This is a genomic window from Microbacterium faecale (assembly GCF_014640975.1).
Classification (GTDB): Bacteria; Actinomycetota; Actinomycetes; order Actinomycetales; family Microbacteriaceae; genus Microbacterium; species Microbacterium faecale.
The window spans coordinates 1,400,108-1,420,961 of record NZ_BMHO01000001.1 but is presented as its reverse complement, the minus strand read 5'-3'; the positions used below and the strand labels follow the sequence as shown (position 1 = coordinate 1,420,961).

Below are 20,854 nucleotides of genomic sequence, written 5' to 3'. Positions count from 1 at the left end.
GGGGCTTCGCAGAGTTGCGACGGAGGTTCAGAGTTCGTGCAACGAGGCACCCTCCGCTGGTTCTCTCACTGTACCACCGAGGAAGTCGACAGCGAGCATCAGCGCCTGCCAGGTGCCGCCGGTGTGACGCTCCGCCAGCGCAGCGGCCTCCAGCCGGCGCCCCGGGCCATCGGCCAACACGAGCACGCTCGGGCCGGCGCCCGACACGACCGCGGCGAAGCCCTCGGCGCGAAGCGCGCGGACGAGCGCGTCGGTCTCCGGCATCGCCTGAGCGCGGCGCTCCTGGTGGAGCCGGTCCTCGGTCGCGGCCATCAGCAGCTCAGGACTCTGCGTGAGCGCGGCGATCAGCAGGGCCGACCGCGACAGGTTGAACACGGCGTCCTCGCGGGACACGGCGGGGTCGAGCACGCTGCGCGCCGTCGACGTCGACATCGTGCGGTCAGGAACGAACACCACGGGCGCGACGCCCCGGTGCACGAGGAGCTTCGTATGACGCGGCGTCTCGTCGTCGGTCCACGCGATCGTGAGGCCGCCGAACAGAGCCGGTGCGACGTTGTCGGGGTGCCCTTCGAGCTCGGTCGCGAGACGCAGCAGGTCGGCATCGCTGAACTCCGCGCGCCCCTCCAGCAGCCCCTTGGCCGCGAGCAGGCCCGCGACCACGGCGGATCCGCTGGACCCGAGGCCGCGGCCGTGCGGGATGCCGTTACGGGCGTCGATGCGGAGCCCCGGCGCCGCGACGCCCACCGACTCGTACGCGTATCGCACGGTGCGGGCGATGAGGTTGCTCTCGTCGACGGGGATCTCGTCGGCACCGGATCCGGTCACCGAGATGTCGAGCTCGCCCGCCGGCAGGCCTGTGATGGTCAGCTCGTCATACGCACTCAGCGCGAGACCGAGCGTGTCGAAGCCTGGGCCGAGATTCGCGCTCGTCGCGGGCACGCGCACCGCGACGGAGCGGAGCGGCGAGGTCACACTCACTCCCCCTCCACGCGCAGCACCGTGACGACGCGCACGACGACATCGCTCGCGGCGAGATTCTCGACGGTGTCGCTCAGTGCCTGCTCGCGCGCGCGGTGCGTACCGATGACGAGGCGCGCGCGGTTGGCGCCCGTCTCGTCTTCGGCGATCGTCTGCTCGAGCCGGGCGATCGAGACGCCGCCGTCGCTGAGGATGTTGGCGACCGTAGCGAGGACGCCCTGCTTGTCGGCGACGTCGAGCGTGATCTGGTAGCGCGTCGTGATGCGACCGATCGGAGCAACGGGGCGATCGCCGCGCGCGGACTCGCCGATCCCGACCCCGCCCGCGATGTGGCGGCGCGCCGCCGAGACGACATCGCCGAGGATCGCGGAGGCCGTCTCGCGCCCGCCGGCGCCGGCACCGTAGAACATGAGCGGGCCAGCCGCTGCGGCCTCGACGTAGACAGCGTTGTTTCCGCCGCGCACGCTCGCCAGCGGATGCTCGCGGTCGACGAGGGCCGGGTAGACGCGCACCGAGATCGCCTCGCCGTCCGCCCCCTCGCCGGGGAGCTGCTCGCACGTCGCCAGGAGCTTGATGACGTAGCCGGCGTTCTTCGCGTTCTCGATCGCGGCGGCGTCGATCGAAGCGATACCCTCACAGTGCACGGCCTCGAGCGGCACGTTGGTGTGGAAGGCGAGGCTGGCAAGGATGGCCGCCTTCTGCGCGGCGTCATGCCCCTCGACATCGGCCGTCGGATCCGCCTCGGCGTACCCGAGCGCCTGGGCGTCGGCGAGCACCTCGTCGAAGTCGGCACCCTCACGGTCCATGCGGTCGAGGATGTAGTTCGTCGTGCCGTTGACGATGCCGAAGATGCGTCGGACGTGGTCGCCGGCGAGAGAGTCCTTGAGCGGGCGCAGGATCGGGATCGCGGCCGCGACCGACGCCTCGTAGGAGACGGAGGCGCCGACCTGGTCTGCCGCGTCGAAGATCTCCGCGCCGTGGCTCGCGAGCAGGGCCTTGTTGCCCGTCACGACGTCGGCACCGGACTGCAGCGCCTCGATGATGTGCGTGCGCGCCGGCTCGATCCCGCCCATGAGCTCGATGACGATGTCAGCGCCGACGATCAGCTCGTGTGCGTCTGTCGTGAGCAGCTCCTGCGGCAGCTCGACGTCGCGCGGTGCGTTGACGTCACGGACAGCGATTCCCGCGAGCTCGAGTCGGGCACCCGCGCGCTCCGAAAGCTCGTCCGTGTTGTCGAGAAGCAGGCGCGCGACCTGCGACCCGACGGATCCGGCTCCGAGCAGCGCGACGCGCAGAGTTCGGTGTTCGATCATTCTTCTCCCTGATTGCGGACGGGTGGCAGGAGGCCCGTATCGCGCGCGAGAAGATCGTCGATCGTCTCGCCGCGCAGCAGGACGCGGGTCTCGCCGTCGCGCACCGCCACAACGGGCGGGCGCGGGACGTGGTTGTAGTTGCTCGCCATCGCGGCCGAGTACGCGCCGGTCGCCGCCACGGCGACCAGGTCGCCGGGTGCGACGTCGCTCGGCAGGTACTCGCTGTCGACGACGATGTCGCCCGATTCGCAGTGCATGCCCACCACGCGCACGAGCGTCGGATCCGCCGCGGAGACCCGCGAGGCGATCCGCGCCGAGTAGTGCGCGCCGTACAGCGCGGGGCGAATGTTGTCGCTCATCCCGCCATCGACCGCGACGTAGAGGCGATCGGCCGCGCCCTGCGCGGTATCAACGGCGACCTGCTTGGTCGTGCCGACCTCGTAAAGCGTGATGCCGCCGGGGCCGACGATGGATCGGCCGGGCTCGAACGCGAGCGCGGGCAACGCGATCCCCCGCGCCTGGCATTCCGTCTGGACCGCGTCGACGATGCCGTCCGCGAGCTCCTCGATCGGGGCGGGGTCTTCGACGCGCGTGTAGGCGATGCCGAATCCGCCGCCGAGGTTCAGCAGCGGCACTGGTCCGCCGTCGAGCAGACGCTGGTGCAGGTCGAGCACGCGCGACGCCGACTCGCGGAAGCCGTCGACGCCGAAGATCTGGGATCCGATGTGGCAATGCAGGCCGAGGAATTCGACGTGCGGGAGCTCGCGGATCCGGCGCACCGCCGCCTCGCCCTCGTCAAGGGAGAAACCGAACTTCTGGTCTTCGTGCGCCGTTGCAAGGAACTCGTGAGTGTCGGCGTGAACGCCGCTGCGCACCCGAACGAGAACGCGCTGGTCGCGCCCGAGGCGCTCCGTGATCGCGCCGATCCGCTCGATCTCGATGTCGGAGTCGACGATGATCGTGCCGATACCGACCGAGACCGCCCGCTCGAGCTCGCCGAAGGACTTGTTGTTCCCGTGGAATCCGATGCGGTCGGCGGGCACGCCCGCGGCGAGCGCGGTCTCAAGCTCGCCGCGCGAGCACACATCGATGCTGAGACCGGCGTCGAGCACCCAGCGCGCGATGTCCGCCGTCAGGAGCGCCTTGCCCGCGTAGTACACGCGGCAGGTGCCGCCGTGACGTGACGTCGCGTGGGAGAAGGCACGATAGGTCCGCTCCGCGCGACCGCGGACGTCGTCTTCGTCGAGGACCATGAGCGGGGTGCCGTGACGCGACACGAGCTCGGTCGCCGTCAGACCGCCGACAACGAGTTCTCCGCCTGCCCGGTGCGCGGATGCGGGCCAGACGCGCTCGGGCAGGTCGTTCGCGTCCGCGGGGACGCTGAGCCATGAGGGGGCGAGCGGGTGAGCGGTGCCGGACGCGGAGACCATCGAGCGGGTACGACCTTACGGATTGACGAGGCAGGGACCCGCCGCGATCGCCGTCACGCCGGGTGTCTGACGAGTCTACTGTGACCGCCGGGCGGACGGTGTCGCGTGAGACGCGGTCACATCCGTTCGGGTGCGCTCACGCCGAGGAGCGAGAGGCCGTTACGCAGCACCTGACCGGTCGCGTCGTTGAGCCACAGGCGCGTGTGGTGCACCGGCTCGACGGCGCCGTCACCCTTCGGCGTGACACGGCAGCGGTCGTACCAGCGGTGGTAGAGGCCGGCGAGCTCCTCGAGATAGCGGGCGACGCGGTGCGGTTCGCGCACCTCTGCCGCGTAGCCGACGATGCGAGGGAACTCCTGCAGCGCGCCGAGGAGGGCTGCCTCCGTCTCGTGCGTGAGCAGCTCGGGGTGGAACTCCTCCCGCGCCACGTCGGAGTCGGCGGCGTTGCGCGCAACGTTGTGGGTGCGCGCGTGGGCGTACTGCACGTAGAAGACCGGGTTGTCGTTCGTGCGCTTCTGCAGCAGCTCGGGATCCAGGTCGAGGGGCGAGTCGGCCGGCGAGCGCTCGAGCGAGTATCGCAGCGCGTCGGTCCCGACCCACGCGACGATGTCGTCCATCTCGATGATGTTTCCCGCACGCTTCGAGAGGCGCGCGCCGTTGATCGACACCATCTGGCCGATGAGGACCTCGATGTTCTTCTCGGGATCCTCTCCGGCGGCGCCTGCGAGCGCCTTGAGGCGGTGCACGTACCCGTGGTGGTCGGCTCCGAGCAGGTAGATCTTGCTGATCCAGCCGCGGTCGCTCTTGTCGAGGTAGTACGCGGCATCCGCGGCGAAGTAGGTGTAGACGCCGTTGCCGCGGCGGATGACGCGATCCTTGTCGTCGCCGAAGTCGGTCGTCCGCACCCACACGGCGTCGTCGGCATCGTAGACGTGCCCCTGCTCGCGCAGGCGGTCGACGGCGCCGTCGATGAGGCTCGGATCCCCCGCATGCAGGTCGCGCTCCGAGAACCAGACGTCGAACTCGACGTTGAACGCGGCGAGGGAGGCCTTGATCTCGGCCAGCTGGTGCGGGTAAGCCAGATCGCGGGCGAGGGTGAGCTGCTCGTCGCGGGGCAGCGAGAGCAGGTCGGGGCGCTCCTGGAGCACGGCGCGGCCGAGCTCGTCGATGTACGAACCGGAGTAGCCGCCCTCCGGCTTCTCCTCGTCGTTCAGCGCCGCCACGATCGAGGCGCCGAAGCGATCCATCTGCGCGCCGGCGTCGTTGATGTAGTACTCCCGGGCGACGGTGGCCCCGGATGCCTCGAGCAGTCGGGCGATCGCATCGCCGAGCGCCGCCCAGCGCGTGTGCGCCACGTGCAGGGGCCCGACCGGGTTCGCGCTGACGAACTCGAGGTTGACGCGGTTGCCCGCCTGGGCGTCGTTGCGCCCGTATTCCGCGCCGGCCTCGACGATCGTCTTCGCGAGCTGTCCCGCGGCCGCGGCGTCGAGGCGGATGTTGATGAAGCCCGGTCCCGCAACCTCGACCGAGGCGACGCCGTCGACGGATGCGAGGCCGTCCGCGAGCTCCTGCGCGAGTTCGCGCGGGTTCTGGCCGACACGCCCTGCGAACTTCATCGCGGTGTTGGTCGCCCAGTCCCCGTGGTCGCGGTTGCGCGGGCGTTCGAACGTGATGTCATCGGCCGACACTCCGAGTGGCTCGCCGGGGCGGCGCTTTTCCGCGACGGCGTCGAGGACGGCGAGCAGGGCGGAGGCGAGAGCGTCGGGGTTCATAGGGAATCAATCTTAGAAGCCATACGCTTGGAGGATGCACCGTGGTCACGCCCGCCTCGCCGCAGCCGCCGTCCTGATCGGATGCTTCGCGCTCGCCGGATGCGCCAGCGAGTCGTACGGCGTCGACGTCTCGGGCGGCATGCCCTACGCCGCGCCGGAGGACACGCCCGCGGAGAGCGACGAACCGTCACTTCTCGTATTCGGCGACTCCTGGACCTACGGGATGGCCGCGACCACGCCGACGGGCGGATACGCGTACCTCGCGGGCGAGTCGCTCGGCTGGGACACCACGGTCGATGGCGAGAACGGCAGCGGCTATCTGCGCCCCGGCGAGCTCGGCGGCGTCTACGGCACCCGCGTGCTGCAGCTGGATCCGAATCTCGAGCCCGACGTCATCGTCGTGCAGGGATCCATCAACGACCGCGGCAGCGATCTCGACGGGCTGTCGGCGGCTGCCCACTCCGTCTGGCGCGCGCTCCAGACGCGCTACCCGAGCGCGGAGCTCGTCGTGCTCGGACCGGCTCCAAGCGTGCTCCCGGTGAATGACAGCGTGCGCAAGATCGACACGGTGCTGAGCCGCCTCGCGAACGTCGAGGAGGTCGCCTACATCTCTCCCCTCACAGAGCAGTGGATCACCGAGGACAATTTCGCGAACGTCATCGACACGTCGAAGAAGAGTCGGAATCATCCCTCCGACAGTGGCCACGAATACCTCGCCGAACGGCTCGCGGTCGAGCTCGAGGCGATCGACATGACGCCTGATGAGAGCTGACGACACAGCTCCCGCGCGCGCCGGCAGCGCGCGGGCCGCCTTCCTCCCGGCTCTCGCAGTCTGCCTTGCGGCTCCCGCGTTTTTCGTCCTCGAGATCACCTGGGTCGGCTGGATCCTCTCCGCCGTCGGCCTCGCGGGCGCCTGGCTGGCAGATCGGCACACGCGGTCCGGACTCCTCCGCGACCTCGCGCTCATCGTCGTCGGGATGCTCATCGTCAGCGCGATCCCGCTCGCCGCCGAACTCGACAACGCGGCGATGGTCCGGTTCACCATCGCGCTTGGCGGTGCCGTCGCCGTCCCCTATCTGCTGTCGCGCTTCGTGTTCCGCGACCACGCGATCCGCTTCCCGTGGCGTACGGGTGAGCGGTGGCGGCCCGCGCAGTGGGTCTGGCTGGCCGCCGTACTCGTCCTCGGCTGGCTGATCCTGCCGTTCTACTTCATCACGAGCGACGTCTACCTCAACTGGCCGGTCGTGGACACGCCCGACCTCATGGCACGCCTGTTCGTGGGAGTCGGCGCCGTCGGCATCTGGGACGAGCTGTTCTTCATCTGCACGGTGTTCGCGCTGCTGCGGCGTCACCTGCCGAACTGGACGGCGAACCTGCTGCAGGCGATCGTGTTCGTGTCGTTCCTCTGGGAGCTCGGCTACCGCGCGTGGGGTCCCGTGCTCACGATCCCGTTCGCGCTGCTCCAGGGTGTCATCTTCCTGCGGACACGGTCACTCGCCTACGTGGTGACCGTGCACCTGCTGTTCGACGCCGTCGTGTTCGCAGTGCTCGTCCACGCGCACAATCCAGGGATGCTCGACGCGTTCTTCCTGGTCAACTGAGCGCCCGTCACCGCGCGGCGCCGGCCGGGCGCGGGCTGAGGCCGAGCATCTTCTTGCGCTGGTGCACGGTCAGATAGCGCAGCCCGTCGGACCCGGCGGCGAACGCGCGCCGCGAACGTTTCGGCAGCCAGACCAGTGCACCCGGGACGAGCGCGACGTCGCCGCGCTCGGTCACGAGGGTCCCGGATCCGCTGACCACGTGCACGAGCACGTCGAGATCGGGGCCGACGTGCTCGGCGATGCCGTCGCCGGCGGGAAGCGAGATCACGTTGGCGTCGAGCGTGCGGTCACGGGCGGCGAGATTCCACACGGCGCCTGAGCTCCCCTCCGCGGCGCTGTCGCCGACGATGCGCGGTAGCGCCGTCGAAGTGAGCTTCGAGATGCGCACCCGCCAGTCGCCGTCGTCACGATTCTCGTAGTCCCAACTGAAGCTGCCCGGGTGTTCGCGGTCGAATTCATCGCGGAGATGTTTCGGATCGTGGTCGTTCACGAGAACGAAGGACTCTGCGGCGGCGAGCGCGTCGTATGCGGCAAAGATGCGCGGATGACGCTCGGTTTTCGACACGCTTCGGACGTCGAGTATCTGTGATTCCATCGGGGCTCCTCCCGGGTCCGTCCTCCGGAGTCTACGAGTCGGCGCAGGCGTCGGGGCTCGATGGATTCACTGCACCCATAGCACCTTTGTTCTATTTTTCCTTACTCTCTACTCTTGTTTCCCGTATTTTTGTTCGATAGAATGTGCTCATGACGGAAGACGAGTTCGACGACCGACTGGCGGGCCTCACGCCCGAACAGCGCGTCGAGGCGCGAGCAGCGCTCGACGAACTCGCCGACGCCGTCGAGGCCGCGTCGATGATCGAGGGTCACATCCTGTCGCTCCAGGCGCGCCTGGCGAAGCTCGCCGACGCGACAGCGGCCGGATCGCCAAACCACGCCGCCCGCGAGTACGCGCGGCGCTCGATGTCCGCGCAGGTCGCGCTCGCGATGCGCGTCCACCCGTCTTCGGCGTCCGCGCAGCTCGCGATCGCCGAACAGATCCACGACGACTCGCCGGCGATCCTCGAGTCGATGTGTGAGGGAAAGTGCACACGGAAGCATGCCGAGCAGGTCGCGCGAGCCGGCGCGAACCTCGACGCCGGCGGCCGGGCGTCACTCGATCAGAACGCCGTGCCGTTCGCCGAAACGCGCACCCCGGGCGAACTCCGGCGCATCCTCGCCAAGCAGGCCGCAGACCTCGCTCCCCGCACGCTGCGAGAGCGGCACGCCGAGGCGCGCACCGAGCGCAGGATCACGATCACCGACCTCGACGACGGCATGAGCGAGCTGCTGCTCCTCGCGCCCACGTTCGAGACGCACGCGCTGCACGATCGCCTCACACAGATGGGCCGGGCCATCAAGGCCGACCGGTCCCGCGCGCGGAGCGCCTTCCGCGACGACCACGGATATCTCCCGGAGGACGGCTGGACGGCTCCCGTGTCGGGCGAGATCGATGGCGGCGACGCGGTCGCGATCGCGGCAACCGATCGGCGGACGATGGACCAGATCCGTGTCGATCTGCTGCTGGATCTCCTCCTCACCGCTGCGCCGAGCGGACACGACCTCGTCGCCTCGGGAACCGGATCCTCACTGAGCGGCGTACGGGCAAGCGTGCACGTCACCGTTCCTACTTCACAGCTGATCGACCCCGACGACGGCGTCGCGTGGATCGATGGCGGGGCGCTCATCTCCCCCGACACCGCGCGCATCGTGGCGGGCAACACCGTCGGCTGGGAGCGCATCTTCCACCGACCGGTCGACGGCGCGATCACCGCCGTCGACCACTACCGCCCCACTGTGGCGCAGCGCCGAGCACTCGTCGCGCGAGACATGGCGTGTCGCTTCCCGGGGTGTCGTGTGCCCGCACACCGATGTGATGTCGATCACGCGCACGATTATGCGCGCGGCGGCACGACGGAACTGTCCAACCTCGAGTCGCTGTGCGCCGCGCACCACCAGATGAAACATCAGGACGCCTGGGGCGTACGGCAGGTCGGAGGTGGCGTGTTCGAATGGACCACGCCGACAGGAAAAGTCGTGACGGACGAGCCGGTCAGCCGCGTCTTCTTCCAGGAGACGCCGGGCGCAGCCGAACTCGAACAGGAGCGGCTCGCGGCGAAGCGGGCGCGCAGGGCCGAGCAGAGCCGTGCGGAAGAGCGGCGCGAGATCGCACGGGAGCAGCGCGCGGCGCACGAGCGGGCCTCGCGCTCACGTCCCGACGGAGACCGCAGCAGCACCTTCGGCCCCTGCGATGACGCGACGTCCCACTGGTTGGCGACGGGCGACGATCGGGTGTTCGGGTGGACGGCAGAGGAGTTTCTCGAGGGTCTCGCTGCCGGAACCATCGTCGACCCGGAACGCGTCGAGCAATAGCTCCAGCCCGTCCGCGGTCCACACGCCGACTTCCCAGCCACCGGTACCCTGAGCGCGACTGCATATCCGTCGCGGGACGGCGTCGACCACGGAATGATCCGGCGCACCCCGCTGTTCCCTCTCGCGGGTGCCGGAGCGGCGTTCAATCGGTGGTCACCGTGCTGCAGAAGAGGAGCCAGATGATGTCGGACCAGAAGCCACAGCGCCGCGCAGTCGGCTGGCAGAGACTGGAGAACGCGCTTGTCGCGAGCGCAATCGTCGTCGCCATGATCGCGTGGGGCCAGCCCTGGTGGATCCTGCTGGCCGCCTTCCTCGCCTTCGACATCTCGGCGCTGGGATACGTGATCAACGAGCGGGTGGGCGCGTTCTGCTACAACCTGGTCCACAACTACGCCGCGCCGGCCGCGCTGATCACAGTGTGGGCGGGGCTGCAGCTCGGCGGCGTCAGTCTCGACTGGATCGCGGTCGTCGCCGCGAGTTGGGGCTTCCACGTCGCCGTCGACCGCGCCTTGGGCTTCGGGCTGAAGCTCGGCCCGTTCGGTCACACCCACCTGGGGATCCTCGGCACGACTGCGGGGTCGCGGAAACCCTCGTCAGAGGCTCGGAAGACATCAGCCGGCGGCGGCTGACCGAGCATCGTGCAGCATCGAGCGGGCGCGCACGATCTCGCCGATCAGCAGCGGCACGCAGAAGAAGGCAGCGAGGACACTGCCGAAGGCAACCCACGCCAGCAGGGCAACTCCAGGCTCTTCAACGGTGCCCGCGCGACTGGCCACCCAGACCAGGCCGGCCGCGAGGCTTGCCACGGCGAAGCTGATCGCGGCGAACCTGCGCCCGCCGTGCGCCGCGAGCCCGAAGATCACCACCATGGGCGGCAAGAACATCCCCAGCTCGTGGTCACGAAGGGCGAAGACGAGATAGGACGCCGTGCTGATGATCGCCACCGTACGGGGAAACCGGTCGAAGAATGCCAGGGACCCACAGCCGACGACCACGATGACGAACGTCAATGTGTCGGCGTGGCGAGTCTCTCCCCAACCGTCTACCGGCGAGAACGACTCACCGGTGGTGCTGCCGATCGTCGCGCCGAGTTCGATGATCAACACCACCAACGCGATCACGATCCAGGCGAGAGTACGACGAGTCATCTCCACATCACCGCCACGACAACGTCGACGACCGCGAGACCGCCGGCCGAGTGAAACAGTGGCCGGACCGCGGCCGCCTCTCCACCCCGACGCCGTCGCGCCAGGATCGCGGCGACGAGAAGGCCGAGCGCCACCACGGCGATGCCGAGCTTGACGATCATCTTCAGCTCGATGACATGCAGGCCTTGAAGGCGATTGGCGGCGATGAGTGCGTTGCCCGTAACAACCTGCACGATCGAACCAATGAGCATCAGGCGCAGGCGAAGAGGCTCGTTGCGGCGAAGCTGTAGCAGATAAGGCCCGATCAAGGCAGCGAACCCAACGAAGTGGGCCACGATCAGTGCTAGGTGCGCGTTCTCCAGGAATGGCATGGTTCTCCGAGCTCTCAGGGTGAGTAAACATTCACTTACCCTTAGACTGACAGGATGGCTACGCCTTCGTCAACCCAGGAACCGCCGGGCGGCGCACCATCCACCCGCGAGCGCATCCTGGGCGCCGCGGCCACCATCATGCGCCGCGATGGTCTCGTGCGGGCCACGACCAAGAAGATCGCCCGAGAGGCCGGTTGTTCGGAGGCTCTGCTCTACAAGCACTTCCCCGATAAGCACGACATCTTCCTACGCGTACTGACGGAGCGCTCACCGCGGCTCGACGCGGCGATCGATTGGCCAGGCACCAAGACAGTGACGGCCAATCTCGAACATCTGGTCGTGAACCTGCTCGAGTTCTACGAACAAGGCTTCCCGATCGCCGCGTCCATCTTCAGCAACACGGAACTGCTCACAGCCCACCGGGAAGCGATGGCGGCGCGCGGCGCGGGACCACGTGGCCCGTCAACGATCGTCATGCGCTATCTCGACGACGAGGTGCAACTCGGTCGACTGCCGACCCTCGATACTGACGCCATCGCGCATCTTCTCACCGGAGCCGCGCTGCACACGGCATTCCTGGCTGCGTACTCGGGGACCCCGATATCTGACTCCACGGCGCTGGCACATCGCCTCGTTGCCGCCCTCAACCTCCCAGCCTGATCGCAACACGGAGGCCGCTGGACCTGCGCAAGACGGAGCACAACCGCATCACCAGGGACGGCGTCAGGAGGGTTGCGGACGACAGCTCTTTGGCGCCCCCAACAGGAATCGAACCTGCGACCTTCGGTACCGGAAACCGACGCTCTATCCCCTGAGCTATGGAGGCTCAACGAGCTTATCAGCCGGTGCGGGTCGCTCCGTTCATGCCGCCGTCGACAGCAGCGCGTCGAGTGCGCGGTGTGCGCGCGCCGATGCCGCGACGCGATCGTCGGCGAGAGCGACCCACATCGCGCCCTCGTTCATCGCGCCCGACAACAGCGCCGTCATGGCGTCGATGAGCTCCTCATCGCCGCCGATCGCCGCGATGGCCTCGCGAAGGTGTCGCTCGGAATTCTCCTGGTCGAGCCGCCGCCACTCGTGAGGACCGATGACAGAGGCGGCGTCGACCAGAAGCACCCGGAGCGCGACATCGTCGGTGACCGCGTCGAGGAACGCGTGACAGCCCGCGCGCAACTGCGCGCGCGGATCAGCCTCCGCCGCCTCTGCCGCGGCGACGACGGTCTCCGCGACGCGCTCCTGCAGCCGCTGCACGACAGCACGGAAGAGGCCCTCTTTGTCGCGAAAGTGGTGATAGACCGCGCCGCGCGTGACTCCTGCGTGTTGGGCGATGTCACCGAGGGAGACCTCGGCGTACCCACGCGCCCCGAACAGCTCGAGGGCCCGGGTCAGAACGGTCTCCGCGGTACGCGCCGCGTCGGCGGCGGATGCACGTGGCATGATCTCCCCCTTGCGCTTACATACACACTGCACGTATCTTCGGTGCAGTTACATTCTTACTGTACGTAAAGGAGTCTCTCATGCCCACGACAAGCGTGTACCCAGTGCTCATGTGCTCTGATGTCACGGCCGCCGCCGACTTCTTCCGGGACGGCTTCGGGTTCGATACGACGTTCGCGACCGACTGGTACGTGAGCCTGCGATCGGGCGACGACGAGCTCGCGCTGCTCGCGCACGACCATGCGACCGTGCCTGAGGCGCACCGCGCGCTCGCCCAGGGCGTGATCATCAACGTCGAGGTCGACGACGTCGACGCGGTACACGACCGCCTCGTCGGGGAGGGACACGAGCTCATCGCTCCCCTGCGCGACGAGGACTTCGGTCAGCGTCACTTCATCATCGCGGGCCCGGGCTGTCTCGTCGACGTAATCCAGCCGATCGCCCCGAGCGCCGAGTTCCTCGCCGCATACGCCCAGGAGTGACCCGGCGGATCTCCCGGTCCAGCCACAACGGCGCAACCGGGAGATCCGCTGCGTCATCAGGCCCTGCGGCGCGTGCGTACGATCGACGTACCGAGTGCAGCGAGCGAGACGACGACGGCGACACCCGACAGCGCGAGAGGCACGGCGCCTCCCCCGCCGGACGCCGAGTCGTCCTCGGCCGGGGCGTGCTCAGCCGCGTCCTCGTGCTCCATCTCCGCGTTCCCCGCTTCGCCGTCCTGCGGTCCCGTCAGCTCGAGCACGGGCGCAGGAGCGTCGAGATCGTGAGGATCCTCGCCGTCCGCCGCGACCTCGCTCCATGCGATCGCCCCGTCCTCGCAGACCTGCTCGACCGGGAACGCGAGGGCGTCTGCTGCGTCGTCGGCGAAGCCGACCAGCAGCTCCGCCTCCCCGCGCGCGGCGTCCGGAATGGGCGTTTCGGCCGTGAATGTCACGGTCGATACCCGTCCCGCCTCTCCCCCGCGCTCGATGTCGACCGCCCAGCCCGCGCCCGCGATGGGATGCACACCGGACAGCCCGTCGGGCATCTCAATTGAGAGCCCGGTCGTCGCCGATCCGTCGCACCCGTGGTTGAAGCCGAACGTGAGGGTCGCTTGGCCGCCTGCGACCGCATCGCCGTCCGCGTCGACGCCGACGTGCGCCGACGCGGCGACGGGGGCGAGGACGAGTGCCGCGCCGACTGCGGCGCCGACGACGATCTTCTTCGTCGTGTTCTTCATAGTTCTTCCTTCGAAAGCATGCGAAACGCACCGGTCCTTCGACCGGTGACGATGATGTGATCTCAGGAGAGAGCGGGTGGGCCACGCACGCCCGTCGCGGGTGCGGCGACCGGGGCGAGTCGGATCCGCGGCACGCGGTTCGCCAGCACCCGCGGGACATCCGGGAACGTACGCGTCGACACGAGCGCGCGCAGCGACGCGCGCACCCAGTCCCAGCCGCGCAAGAGTACGCCTTCGCCGTACGCGAGGATCGCGACCGTCGCGATCGCGGCCCCGATGTGCGCCGCGAGCATCGGCGAGTGCACGGTCGCCGACCCCGCGCTCGCGGCCACCGTGTGAGCGAGTCCGCCGTGCTGATGGCTCGACGCGACCGCAGTTCCGGCCTCCGGGGATCCGAGGATCGAGAAGATGCCGTGGAACGCGAGCTGCGCGACAGCGGTCGTCGCCGCGATGCGTCCGAGGCGCCGCGCGGCGCCCGCCCGATGCGGCGGACGGGTGCCGCCCATCAGCACGCCGGCGGGCAACACGAGGAGCGCCGCCATGCCGATGACGATCGTGGGTGCGGGCGGAGCTCCCCCGCCGTGCGTGTGCGAGATGGCGGCAAGCAGCGTCGCGACCGCGGATGCGAGGGATCCGCGGACGACGAGACGCTGCCGACCGGTCATGCGTTACCTCTCGACGCGTCGGTAGGTCAGGTCGCGGATCTCGCGGCCCTTGTCGATCCCCTTGCGCTCGAACGCGGTCATCGGCCGCCCAGTGAAGCGGTCGGCCCAATCGCCTTCGAAGGCGCGTGCGAACTCCGGTTCGTCGTCGAGCACCTCCCGCATCTGCAGGGCGTAGTCCTCCCAGTCGGTGGCCAGACGCAGCAGCCCGCCGTCGCGGAGCGCACGCCCGGCGAGCCGTCCGAAGCCGGGACTGATCATGCGGCGCTTGTGGTGACGCTTCTTGTGCCACGGGTCGGGGAAGAAGATGCGTACCTCGTCGGCGGACCCTTCCGGCAACAGCGTCGCGAGCACCTCAGGGGCGTTCGCCTCGATCAGGCGCAGGTTCGTCAGCCCCGCCTTCTCCGCCTCGAGCATCGTCCGCGCGATCCCACCGCGGTACACCTCGACACCCAGCAGATCGATCTCCGGGTGCGCCTCGGCCGCGTGCATGATCGCATGGCCCTGCCCCGTGCCGATCTCCACGACGAGCGGCGCGGTGCGGCCATATTCCTCCGAGGGAATGAGCCGGGCATCGGGATGGACGGACGTCTGTGCGACGTCGCGCGGGACCTCGACGACGTACGTCGGCGCAAGCTCGCTCCACGCGCGTTCCTGCGCCGAGGAGATGCGGCCGTTTCGGCGCACAAAAGAGACGGATCCTGAGCGGCGCGTACCGGGTTCGGTCATGCCTGACAGCGTACGCGGCACCGCTGAGTCCTCGCGGCGCACGTCAGTGAGGATCCGCGCCATCGACCGTCACGAAGTCGATGAGCTCCTCGACGCGGCCGAGCAACTCCGGTTCCAGATCTCGGAACGTCGTCACGCGCGACAGGATCCGCTGCCACGCGATACCGATGTCCTCGGGTGACGAGGCGGGCCATCCGAGTCCGCGGCAGATGCCGGTCTTCCAGTCCTGCCCGCGCGGCACGACCGGCCACGCCGGGATCCCCAACGCGGACGGCTTCACGCACTGCCACACGTCGACGAATGGGTGCCCGACGATCTTCAGGTGCCGGCCGTGCGGGCCGGCAAGGATCCGGGACGAGATGCGCTGCTCCTTCGACCCGTCGACGAGGTGGTCGACGAGCACGCCGTAGCGCCGGGTCGCGTCCGGCGGCTCTGTGGCCAGCACCTCTTCGAGGAGGTCGAGACCCTGGAGGAACTCGACGACCACGCCTTCGGCGCGCAGGTCGGCACCCCACACCTTCTCGACGAGCTCGGCGTCGTGCTTGCCCTCGACGAGGATGCGGCTCGGTCGCGCAACCCGCGCCCTGCCGTCGTCCGCCGCGAAGGAGCCGGACGCCGTGCGCGTGCGGCCGCGCGCCGCGGCCGACGCCTTCTCGAGGCGCACGGGTTCGCCATCGATGAGGAAACCGGCGCCGAGCGGAAACGAACGCCGACGCCCCTTCCAGTCCTCGAGCTCGACCATCCCCGCCTCGACGCGAGTGACGGCCCCGCACCACCCGTCCCCCGCGACCTCGACCACCAGGTCGCGCTCCGCCGGAACGGGACGCGAAACCTTCTTGCCCTTCTGCTGCCAGCCGGGCGCGAGCACATCGGATCCGTACCTGTCTTCGAACATCACCGTCAGCGTACGCGTCCCGCGGGTGATTTCCGGGTGAACGACCTCCCCATGTCTCACGCCCTCTCTAGGATCGAAGGAGACGCTCCGAAGGGGGAACAATGCGCAACACGCTCATTCGCTGGGTCGCCGCGCTCGGCGCCGGCCTCGCACTCGTTCTCGCGCCCGCGACCGCGTGGGCGACAGATCCGCCCTCGCTCGGCAGCGGCTACGTGCACGACGCATCCGACGTGCTCAGCGACGGCGAGGAGCGCGCTGCGAACGAGCGCCTCGAAGGGCTCGCCGCGGGAAGCGATGTGCAGCTGTGGGTGGTGTTCGTCGACGACTTCACGAACCCGACCGACAGCGCCTCCTGGGCCGATCAGACAGCCGAATCGAACGGCCTCGGGGCCGGCCAGTATCTGCTCGCGATCGCCACAGAGGGTCGACAGCTGTACCTGTCAGCACCCGCGGAAGGCGCGCTCAGCGAGCAGACGCTCGTGAGCATCGAACAGGCGGCCGGCGCCGCCCTCAGCTCGAACGACTGGGTCGGCGCGGTCGACGCGGCGGCCGACGAGCTGCAAGAGCGATCCCAGCCGAACTACACCGTGTGGTGGGTCGTCGGCGGTCTCGTGGTGGTCGCGGTCATCGTCATCGTGGGGCTCGGCGTCGCGCGCAGGGCGAAGAAGCGCCGCGAAGCGGCCGCCGCTCGCGAGCAGCTCACCGCCGATGTGGATCGCCTCCGGTCCGAGGCCTCGGCGCTTCTCGTCGACATGGATGATTCGCTGCGCACGGCCGAGCAGGAGGTCGGGTTCGCCGTCGCGGAGTTCGGTGCGGACGCCGTCGTCGAGTTCCGCGAGGCGCTGCGCGAGGCGCGCGGCGCCCTCGACACGGCGTTCGCGATCCAGCAGCGTCTCGACGACGAGACGCCCGAGACCCTGGCACAGCAGCACGAGCTGTACGAGGAGATCATCACGCTGCTCGAGCGATCCGACCAGGCTCTCGACGCGAAGGCCGAGAGCTTCGATGAGCTGCGCGCGCTGTCACGCAATGCGCCGCAGGCGCTTGAGCGCCTCACGTCCGAGCGCGCTGCCGCCGCCGACGCCCCGGAACGGGCCGCCTCCGACCTCGCCCGACTGCGCGAGACCTACGCCTCCCCCGCCCTCGACGACGTCGAGGACAACGACGAGCAGGCGGCGGCTCGCCTGGAGTTCGTCGATGTGCGGCTCGCGGAAGCGCGCGAGCATCTCGACGCAGACAACGCGGGTGAGGCCGCCCTCGACCTCCACGAGGCCGAGCAGGCTCTTGCCCAGGCGCTTGACTTGGCGGAAGCCGCCGCGCGCCTCGAAGAGGCGTTCCGCGACGCCGAAGCCGGGGCGCGTGAGACGCTCGCCGACCTCGAGAGCGACATTGCACAGGCGCAGTCGATGGAAGACCCGACGGGCGCGCTGGCCCGCGCCGTCGACGCCGCCCGCGCTCACATCGCCGCGGCTCGAGAGAACCTTTCCGGCACCGCACGCACCCCGCTCCTCCTTGCACAGGAGCTCGACCAGGCGAACGAACAGATGGATGCCGCGATCGGTTCCGCGCGCGAAGCGGCGGAGGCCCGGCGACGGAGCGAGCAACAACTCGATCAGGCCATCCGCCAGGCGACCGGGCAGCTCTCCTCCGCAGACACACTCGTGCGCACACTGCGCGGCGGGGTCGGTTCCTCGGCCCGCGCCCGGCTGGCGCAGGCGCGCACCCTGCTCGACCGTGCACACGACCTGCGCCCGACAGACCCCGATTCGGCGCTGCGCGACGCTCGCCGCGCACGCGACATCGCGCATCAGGCCGCGTCGGCCGCGCGCGCCGACGTACGCCGGTACAGCGCAGGCGGCTACGGCATGAACGCCGGCGGCGGCATGGGCGGCAACATCGTCGGCGGCATCGTGGGCGGTCTCATCGGCAGTGCCCTGTCAGGAGGCTCCCGCCGCGGGTCCGGCTGGGGTCACTCGTCACGCGGTTTCAGCTCCGGGATCGGCGGACGCGGTCGGAGCGGTGGCGGTTTCAGCGCCAGCCGCGGCCGCAGCGGAGGAGGTCGGCGCTTCTGACCCCGCACATAACCCAATTCGACACACTGACCCCACCGTTTCCATCCCTTCACCGCGAAAGGCACTCGATATGAGCAAGCAGTCCATCTTCGGGCGGATCTCCACGCTGATCCGCGCCAACGTCAACTCCCTCATCGACCAGGCCGAGGATCCTGAGAAGATGCTCGACCAGCTCGTGCGGGACTACACCAACAACATCGCGGACGCGGAATCTGCGATCGCTGAGACGATCGGCCAGTTGCGGCTGCTCGAGCGCGACACGGAAGAAGACAAGAAGGCCGCGACGGAGTGGGGCAACAAGGCCCTCGCCGCGAGCCGCAAGGGCGATGAGCTCCGGGCGGCGGGCGACAGCGCCGGCGCCGACAAGTTCGACAACCTCGCAAAGGTCGCCCTGCAGCGCCAGGTGCAGACGGAGAACGAGGTCAGAGCCGTCGAGCCGCAGATCCAGCAGCAGCAGGTCGTCGTCGACAAGCTCAAGGACGGCCTCAACGGCATGAAGCAGAAGCTCGAGCAGCTCAAGGGCAAGCGCAACGAGCTCGTGTCGCGCGCGAAGGTCGCCGACGCGCAGAACAAGGTCCACGACGCCGTCAAGTCGGTCGACGTCATGGACCCGACGAGCGAACTGGGCCGCTTCGAGGAGAAGGTCCGCCGCCAGGAGTCGCTCGCCGCGGGCAAGGCTGAGCTCAGCGCCTCCTCGCTCGACGCGCAGTTCGAGTCGCTCGAGGACGTCGGTGAGCTCACCGAGGTCGAGGCGCGGCTGGCCGCACTCAAGTCGGGCGGCAACAGCGGATCCATCACCGCAGGCTGACGACGCAGACGGCCGGGGACGCGACCTGAACGGGTCTCGGCCCCGGCCGTTTCGTTCACAGCACGAAAAGAGGAAGATATCGCCATGGCACGCTTCATCGTCGTCCCCCAGTGGCAGGGCTCCCGCTCGACCCGCGCGATGGCGCTCATCGACGGCGCGGAAGCGATCGCCGGTGATCTCCCGAGCGCGGCGACGCATCGCGTCGAGGTGCCCTTCGAAGCTGGCGAGAGTCTCGAGACAGGCGTGCTCCGCGCGAGCACCCTGCGTCGGGTGGCGAGACATCTCGCGGAGGAACTCGACGGGTTCGGGGGCGCGGAGGAGCGCCTCGTCGTCATCGGCGGCGACGGCGGCGTCGCCGTTCCCGCGATCGGACACGCTGCGCGCGCCGAGCTCGCCGTCGCGTGGTTCGACGCGCACGCCGGGTTGCACGTTCCGGATCCGGCCACCCCGATCGCTTACGAACAGGGTGCACTGCGGTCGGTTCTCGGGGAGGGACCGGAGGGGCTCGCGCTCGACCGCGACGCCGTGCACGCGGGGAACGTCGTCCTCATCGGGACGCGCGCCTACGAGGACGACGAAGCCGAGGTCATCGCGGACCGTGGGATGCACCTCGTCTCGGCCGACGCCTCGGCTGAGACGATCACCGATGCCGTTGCGGGGACCGGAGCGTCCGACGTGTTCGTCCATATCGACCTCGGCGTCCTCGACCCCAGTCGAATCACGGGTGTCCCCGACGCGCAGCCATTCGGCATGGAGCCGACCACGCTCATCGCGGCCATCGGCGCTCTCCGTGAGCGCTTCGCGCTCGTCGGAGCCTCGATCGTCGGCTTCGCGCCGCACTCGCCGGCCGAGGCAGTAGACGACCTCGGCACGATCCTTCGCGTGATCGGCGCCCTCGCGAAGGCGTGAGGCTCAGACGTACGCGGCGAGCGCGTCGCGCACCGTGATGGCGGAGCGATCGATGCCGATCTCGCCGGTGAGGTGCTCGACGATATCGGCCGTCGCGAGGTAGCCACCCAGCAGAGTGACGTGCGTCGCGGATGCGCTCTCGTCGCACAGCATTTCGTCCGCGTATGCGATGGCCGCGCGCGTAATCGCGACGCCGCGCTTGCACAGTGCGCTGGTGCCGGGGGCACCGCGGCGTGCCGAGCGATCGAGCCACGTGACCGTCATCCGCGGGGGCGCGGAGATGCGACCGATCCACGACGCGTCGGGAACCTCGAGGAACACGCGACCCGACGCGCACAGCGGCAATGTCGCGAGCAGAAGCTCGACATCCACGAGGGTCGTCTCGTCAGCGACGACGAGGTGCTGAGCGCGGGCGTGGCGCCGTGCGCGACAACGGGTGTCGTCGTGCGCGATGCTGATCTGCTGGCTCGTCATGATGTCTTCATCATACGCCAGGAAGGATAGCGTTGCCTAACCTCACTCGGAGTCGGAGAGCGGCGGCACCGGATACCGCCCCGCGATCGCGAGCCGGTTGAAGGCGTTGATCGAAATCGCGAGCCAGCTCACACCGATGTATTCCTTCTCCGACAGCACGCTGCCGACACGGCCATAGACGTCGTCGCGAACCCCGCCGTCGTGGATGAAGGTGAATTCCTCCGCCAGCTCAAGAGCGGCGCGCTCGCGCTCCGAGAAGACACCCGACTCGCGCCAGGTCGCGATCTGTCCGAGCTCGTCCATCGTGATGCCCGCCTTCTTCGCGGCGTTGACGTGCACCCGCACGCAGAAGGCACATCCGTTCAATTGCGAGCAGTGCAGTTGGACGAGTTCCTTCAGACGATCGTCGATGCCGTAGTCACTGCTGACGCGCCCGACCTCCTTCGCAAAGGCGTCGAGTGACGCGTACGCGCTCGGGGCGGACTTGGCCAGATGCACTCGCTTTTCGGTCATGGTCGCACCCTACCGACGCCTCCACCTACACGGGCGAAAATCCGCTATGCGCAGTCTCCTGAACCCGGGTCGAGCATTATGCGCACATCGTACGACTGAACTTGGGCAGATTTC

Annotated in this window: 23 protein-coding genes and 1 tRNA gene; 9 read left to right on the top strand and 15 right to left on the bottom strand. The window is 69.0% G+C overall.

The annotated features are described in order from the left end of the window. Positions 1-27: 27 nt before the first annotated feature. The 4 genes from thrB to argS all read right to left on the bottom strand — a co-directional run bounded on the left by thrB (position 28) and on the right by argS (position 5,493). On the bottom strand, positions 28-972 hold the full coding sequence (gene thrB, locus IEW87_RS06760; protein WP_188711512.1) for a homoserine kinase: 945 nt from the start codon (positions 970-972) through the stop codon (positions 28-30). A gap of 2 nt (positions 973-974) precedes the next feature. Beyond that, positions 975-2,291 carry a homoserine dehydrogenase gene (locus tag IEW87_RS06755; RefSeq protein WP_188711511.1) on the bottom strand — a complete coding sequence of 439 codons (1,317 nt, stop codon included), beginning with the start codon at positions 2,289-2,291 and terminating at the stop codon, positions 975-977. Next, complete coding sequence (gene lysA, locus IEW87_RS06750) at positions 2,288-3,721, bottom strand: diaminopimelate decarboxylase (protein WP_188711510.1); 1,434 nt, start codon at positions 3,719-3,721, stop codon at positions 2,288-2,290. Before lysA ends, IEW87_RS06755 begins: the two co-directional genes overlap by 4 nt. A 116-nt stretch (positions 3,722-3,837) precedes the next feature. Further along, positions 3,838-5,493: an arginine--tRNA ligase gene (gene argS / locus IEW87_RS06745; RefSeq protein ID WP_188711509.1), complete on the bottom strand. Its 1,656-nt coding sequence runs from the start codon at positions 5,491-5,493 to the stop codon at positions 3,838-3,840. Between the two features lie 34 nt (positions 5,494-5,527). Here argS and IEW87_RS06740 point away from each other — a divergent pair, with 34 nt between their 5' ends. Together IEW87_RS06740 and IEW87_RS06735 are read left to right on the top strand one after the other, a co-directional pair. Continuing rightward, entirely contained in the window at positions 5,528-6,265 is a 738-nt protein-coding gene (locus IEW87_RS06740; protein ID WP_188711508.1) for an SGNH/GDSL hydrolase family protein, read from the top strand. After that, a complete protein-coding gene (locus tag IEW87_RS06735) occupies positions 6,255-7,094 on the top strand; it encodes a CPBP family intramembrane glutamic endopeptidase (protein WP_188711507.1) in 840 nt (279 codons plus the stop codon). The genes IEW87_RS06740 and IEW87_RS06735 overlap by 11 nt, the downstream gene beginning before the upstream one ends. 7 nt (positions 7,095-7,101) lie before the next feature. Here the strand turns inward: IEW87_RS06735 and IEW87_RS06730 are convergent, their stop codons facing one another. After that, on the bottom strand, positions 7,102-7,689 hold the full coding sequence (locus tag IEW87_RS06730; protein WP_188711506.1) for a DUF2249 domain-containing protein: 588 nt from the start codon (positions 7,687-7,689) through the stop codon (positions 7,102-7,104). 149 nt (positions 7,690-7,838) lie between these two features. Here IEW87_RS06730 and IEW87_RS06725 point away from each other — a divergent pair, with 149 nt between their 5' ends. Both IEW87_RS06725 and IEW87_RS06720 read left to right on the top strand, forming a co-directional pair. Then, entirely contained in the window at positions 7,839-9,503 is a 1,665-nt protein-coding gene (locus IEW87_RS06725) for an HNH endonuclease signature motif containing protein (RefSeq protein ID WP_188711505.1), read from the top strand. Positions 9,504-9,685: 182 nt separating this feature from the next. Beyond that, complete coding sequence (locus IEW87_RS06720) at positions 9,686-10,132, top strand: DUF4260 domain-containing protein (RefSeq protein ID WP_188711504.1); 447 nt, start codon at positions 9,686-9,688, stop codon at positions 10,130-10,132. Here IEW87_RS06720 and IEW87_RS06715 read toward each other — a convergent pair. Together IEW87_RS06715 and IEW87_RS06710 are read right to left on the bottom strand one after the other, a co-directional pair. Further along, positions 10,115-10,624, bottom strand: coding sequence for a hypothetical protein (locus tag IEW87_RS06715; RefSeq protein WP_188711503.1), 510 nt, complete (start codon positions 10,622-10,624; stop codon positions 10,115-10,117). The two genes, IEW87_RS06720 and IEW87_RS06715, sit on opposite strands and share 18 nt — an antisense overlap. Positions 10,625-10,647: 23 nt before the next feature. Beyond that, a complete protein-coding gene (locus IEW87_RS06710) occupies positions 10,648-11,022 on the bottom strand; it encodes a hypothetical protein (protein ID WP_188711502.1) in 375 nt (124 codons plus the stop codon). Between the two features lie 54 nt (positions 11,023-11,076). On the opposite strand from IEW87_RS06710, the gene IEW87_RS06705 reads away from it, so the two are divergent. After that, positions 11,077-11,682: a TetR/AcrR family transcriptional regulator gene (locus IEW87_RS06705; RefSeq protein ID WP_188711501.1), complete on the top strand. Its 606-nt coding sequence runs from the start codon at positions 11,077-11,079 to the stop codon at positions 11,680-11,682. A 90-nt stretch (positions 11,683-11,772) separates the two neighbouring features. Here the strand turns inward: IEW87_RS06705 and IEW87_RS06700 are convergent. Together IEW87_RS06700 and IEW87_RS06695 are read right to left on the bottom strand one after the other, a co-directional pair. After that, positions 11,773-11,848 (bottom strand) — tRNA-Arg (locus IEW87_RS06700). Between the two features lie 35 nt (positions 11,849-11,883). Then, complete coding sequence (locus tag IEW87_RS06695) at positions 11,884-12,459, bottom strand: TetR/AcrR family transcriptional regulator (RefSeq protein ID WP_188711500.1); 576 nt, start codon at positions 12,457-12,459, stop codon at positions 11,884-11,886. An 80-nt stretch (positions 12,460-12,539) separates the two neighbouring features. On the opposite strand from IEW87_RS06695, the gene IEW87_RS06690 reads away from it, so the two are divergent. Further along, complete coding sequence (locus IEW87_RS06690; protein ID WP_188711499.1) at positions 12,540-12,941, top strand: VOC family protein; 402 nt, start codon at positions 12,540-12,542, stop codon at positions 12,939-12,941. Between the two features lie 56 nt (positions 12,942-12,997). Here the strand turns inward: IEW87_RS06690 and IEW87_RS06685 are convergent, their stop codons facing one another. The 4 genes from IEW87_RS06685 to IEW87_RS06670 all read right to left on the bottom strand — a co-directional run bounded on the left by IEW87_RS06685 (position 12,998) and on the right by IEW87_RS06670 (position 15,964). After that, on the bottom strand, positions 12,998-13,678 hold the full coding sequence (locus IEW87_RS06685) for a YcnI family protein (protein ID WP_188711498.1): 681 nt from the start codon (positions 13,676-13,678) through the stop codon (positions 12,998-13,000). A gap of 62 nt (positions 13,679-13,740) precedes the next feature. Next, positions 13,741-14,343, bottom strand: a complete 603-nt coding sequence (locus tag IEW87_RS06680) for a hypothetical protein (RefSeq protein ID WP_188711497.1) — start codon at positions 14,341-14,343, stop codon at positions 13,741-13,743. A 3-nt stretch (positions 14,344-14,346) separates the two neighbouring features. Next, positions 14,347-15,069 carry a tRNA (guanosine(46)-N7)-methyltransferase TrmB gene (gene trmB, locus IEW87_RS06675; RefSeq protein WP_188711496.1) on the bottom strand — a complete coding sequence of 241 codons (723 nt, stop codon included), beginning with the start codon at positions 15,067-15,069 and terminating at the stop codon, positions 14,347-14,349. A gap of 43 nt (positions 15,070-15,112) precedes the next feature. Further along, positions 15,113-15,964 carry a DUF3097 domain-containing protein gene (locus IEW87_RS06670; RefSeq protein WP_188711495.1) on the bottom strand — a complete coding sequence of 284 codons (852 nt, stop codon included), beginning with the start codon at positions 15,962-15,964 and terminating at the stop codon, positions 15,113-15,115. A 101-nt stretch (positions 15,965-16,065) separates the two neighbouring features. Between IEW87_RS06670 and IEW87_RS06665 the strand changes: the two genes are divergently transcribed. The 3 genes from IEW87_RS06665 (at position 16,066) to IEW87_RS06655 (ending at position 19,753) form a co-directional block, all read left to right on the top strand. Then, entirely contained in the window at positions 16,066-18,036 is a 1,971-nt protein-coding gene (locus IEW87_RS06665) for a TPM domain-containing protein (protein ID WP_188711494.1), read from the top strand. A gap of 70 nt (positions 18,037-18,106) precedes the next feature. Beyond that, positions 18,107-18,844 (top strand): PspA/IM30 family protein, encoded by a 738-nt coding sequence (locus tag IEW87_RS06660; protein ID WP_188711493.1) that lies wholly within the window; start codon positions 18,107-18,109, stop codon positions 18,842-18,844. 84 nt (positions 18,845-18,928) lie between these two features. Continuing rightward, entirely contained in the window at positions 18,929-19,753 is an 825-nt protein-coding gene (locus IEW87_RS06655; protein ID WP_188711492.1) for an arginase family protein, read from the top strand. 3 nt (positions 19,754-19,756) lie between these two features. On the opposite strand, the gene IEW87_RS06650 is transcribed toward IEW87_RS06655, so the two are convergent. After that, a complete protein-coding gene (locus IEW87_RS06650; protein ID WP_188711491.1) occupies positions 19,757-20,227 on the bottom strand; it encodes an SIP domain-containing protein in 471 nt (156 codons plus the stop codon). 42 nt (positions 20,228-20,269) lie between these two features. Beyond that, on the bottom strand, positions 20,270-20,740 hold the full coding sequence (locus IEW87_RS06645; protein ID WP_188711490.1) for a carboxymuconolactone decarboxylase family protein: 471 nt from the start codon (positions 20,738-20,740) through the stop codon (positions 20,270-20,272). Between the last annotated feature and the right edge of the window lie 114 nt (positions 20,741-20,854).

Bases quoted from the DNA above. Each gene is read 5' to 3' on its own strand.
- IEW87_RS06645 (WP_188711490.1), bottom strand. From the start codon at position 20,740: ATGACCGAAAAGCGAGTGCATCTGGCCAAGTCCGCCCCGAGCGCGTAC.
- IEW87_RS06670 (WP_188711495.1), bottom strand. From the start codon at position 15,964: ATGTTCGAAGACAGGTACGGATCCGATGTGCTCGCGCCCGGCTGGCAG.
- IEW87_RS06650 (WP_188711491.1), bottom strand. From the start codon at position 20,227: ATGACGAGCCAGCAGATCAGCATCGCGCACGACGACACCCGTTGTCGC.
- IEW87_RS06755 (WP_188711511.1), bottom strand. From the start codon at position 2,291: ATGATCGAACACCGAACTCTGCGCGTCGCGCTGCTCGGAGCCGGATCC.
- trmB (WP_188711496.1), bottom strand. From the start codon at position 15,069: ATGACCGAACCCGGTACGCGCCGCTCAGGATCCGTCTCTTTTGTGCGC.
- IEW87_RS06685 (WP_188711498.1), bottom strand. From the start codon at position 13,678: ATGAAGAACACGACGAAGAAGATCGTCGTCGGCGCCGCAGTCGGCGCG.
- lysA (WP_188711510.1), bottom strand. From the start codon at position 3,721: ATGGTCTCCGCGTCCGGCACCGCTCACCCGCTCGCCCCCTCATGGCTC.
- argS (WP_188711509.1), bottom strand. From the start codon at position 5,493: ATGAACCCCGACGCTCTCGCCTCCGCCCTGCTCGCCGTCCTCGACGCC.
- IEW87_RS06725 (WP_188711505.1), top strand. From the start codon at position 7,839: ATGACGGAAGACGAGTTCGACGACCGACTGGCGGGCCTCACGCCCGAA.
- IEW87_RS06735 (WP_188711507.1), top strand. From the start codon at position 6,255: ATGAGAGCTGACGACACAGCTCCCGCGCGCGCCGGCAGCGCGCGGGCC.
- IEW87_RS06665 (WP_188711494.1), top strand. From the start codon at position 16,066: ATGCGCAACACGCTCATTCGCTGGGTCGCCGCGCTCGGCGCCGGCCTC.
- IEW87_RS06710 (WP_188711502.1), bottom strand. From the start codon at position 11,022: ATGCCATTCCTGGAGAACGCGCACCTAGCACTGATCGTGGCCCACTTC.
- IEW87_RS06660 (WP_188711493.1), top strand. From the start codon at position 18,107: ATGAGCAAGCAGTCCATCTTCGGGCGGATCTCCACGCTGATCCGCGCC.
- IEW87_RS06690 (WP_188711499.1), top strand. From the start codon at position 12,540: ATGCCCACGACAAGCGTGTACCCAGTGCTCATGTGCTCTGATGTCACG.
- IEW87_RS06695 (WP_188711500.1), bottom strand. From the start codon at position 12,459: ATGCCACGTGCATCCGCCGCCGACGCGGCGCGTACCGCGGAGACCGTT.
- IEW87_RS06730 (WP_188711506.1), bottom strand. From the start codon at position 7,689: ATGGAATCACAGATACTCGACGTCCGAAGCGTGTCGAAAACCGAGCGT.
- IEW87_RS06655 (WP_188711492.1), top strand. From the start codon at position 18,929: ATGGCACGCTTCATCGTCGTCCCCCAGTGGCAGGGCTCCCGCTCGACC.
- IEW87_RS06680 (WP_188711497.1), bottom strand. From the start codon at position 14,343: ATGACCGGTCGGCAGCGTCTCGTCGTCCGCGGATCCCTCGCATCCGCG.
- IEW87_RS06720 (WP_188711504.1), top strand. From the start codon at position 9,686: ATGTCGGACCAGAAGCCACAGCGCCGCGCAGTCGGCTGGCAGAGACTG.
- IEW87_RS06705 (WP_188711501.1), top strand. From the start codon at position 11,077: ATGGCTACGCCTTCGTCAACCCAGGAACCGCCGGGCGGCGCACCATCC.
- IEW87_RS06740 (WP_188711508.1), top strand. From the start codon at position 5,528: ATGCACCGTGGTCACGCCCGCCTCGCCGCAGCCGCCGTCCTGATCGGA.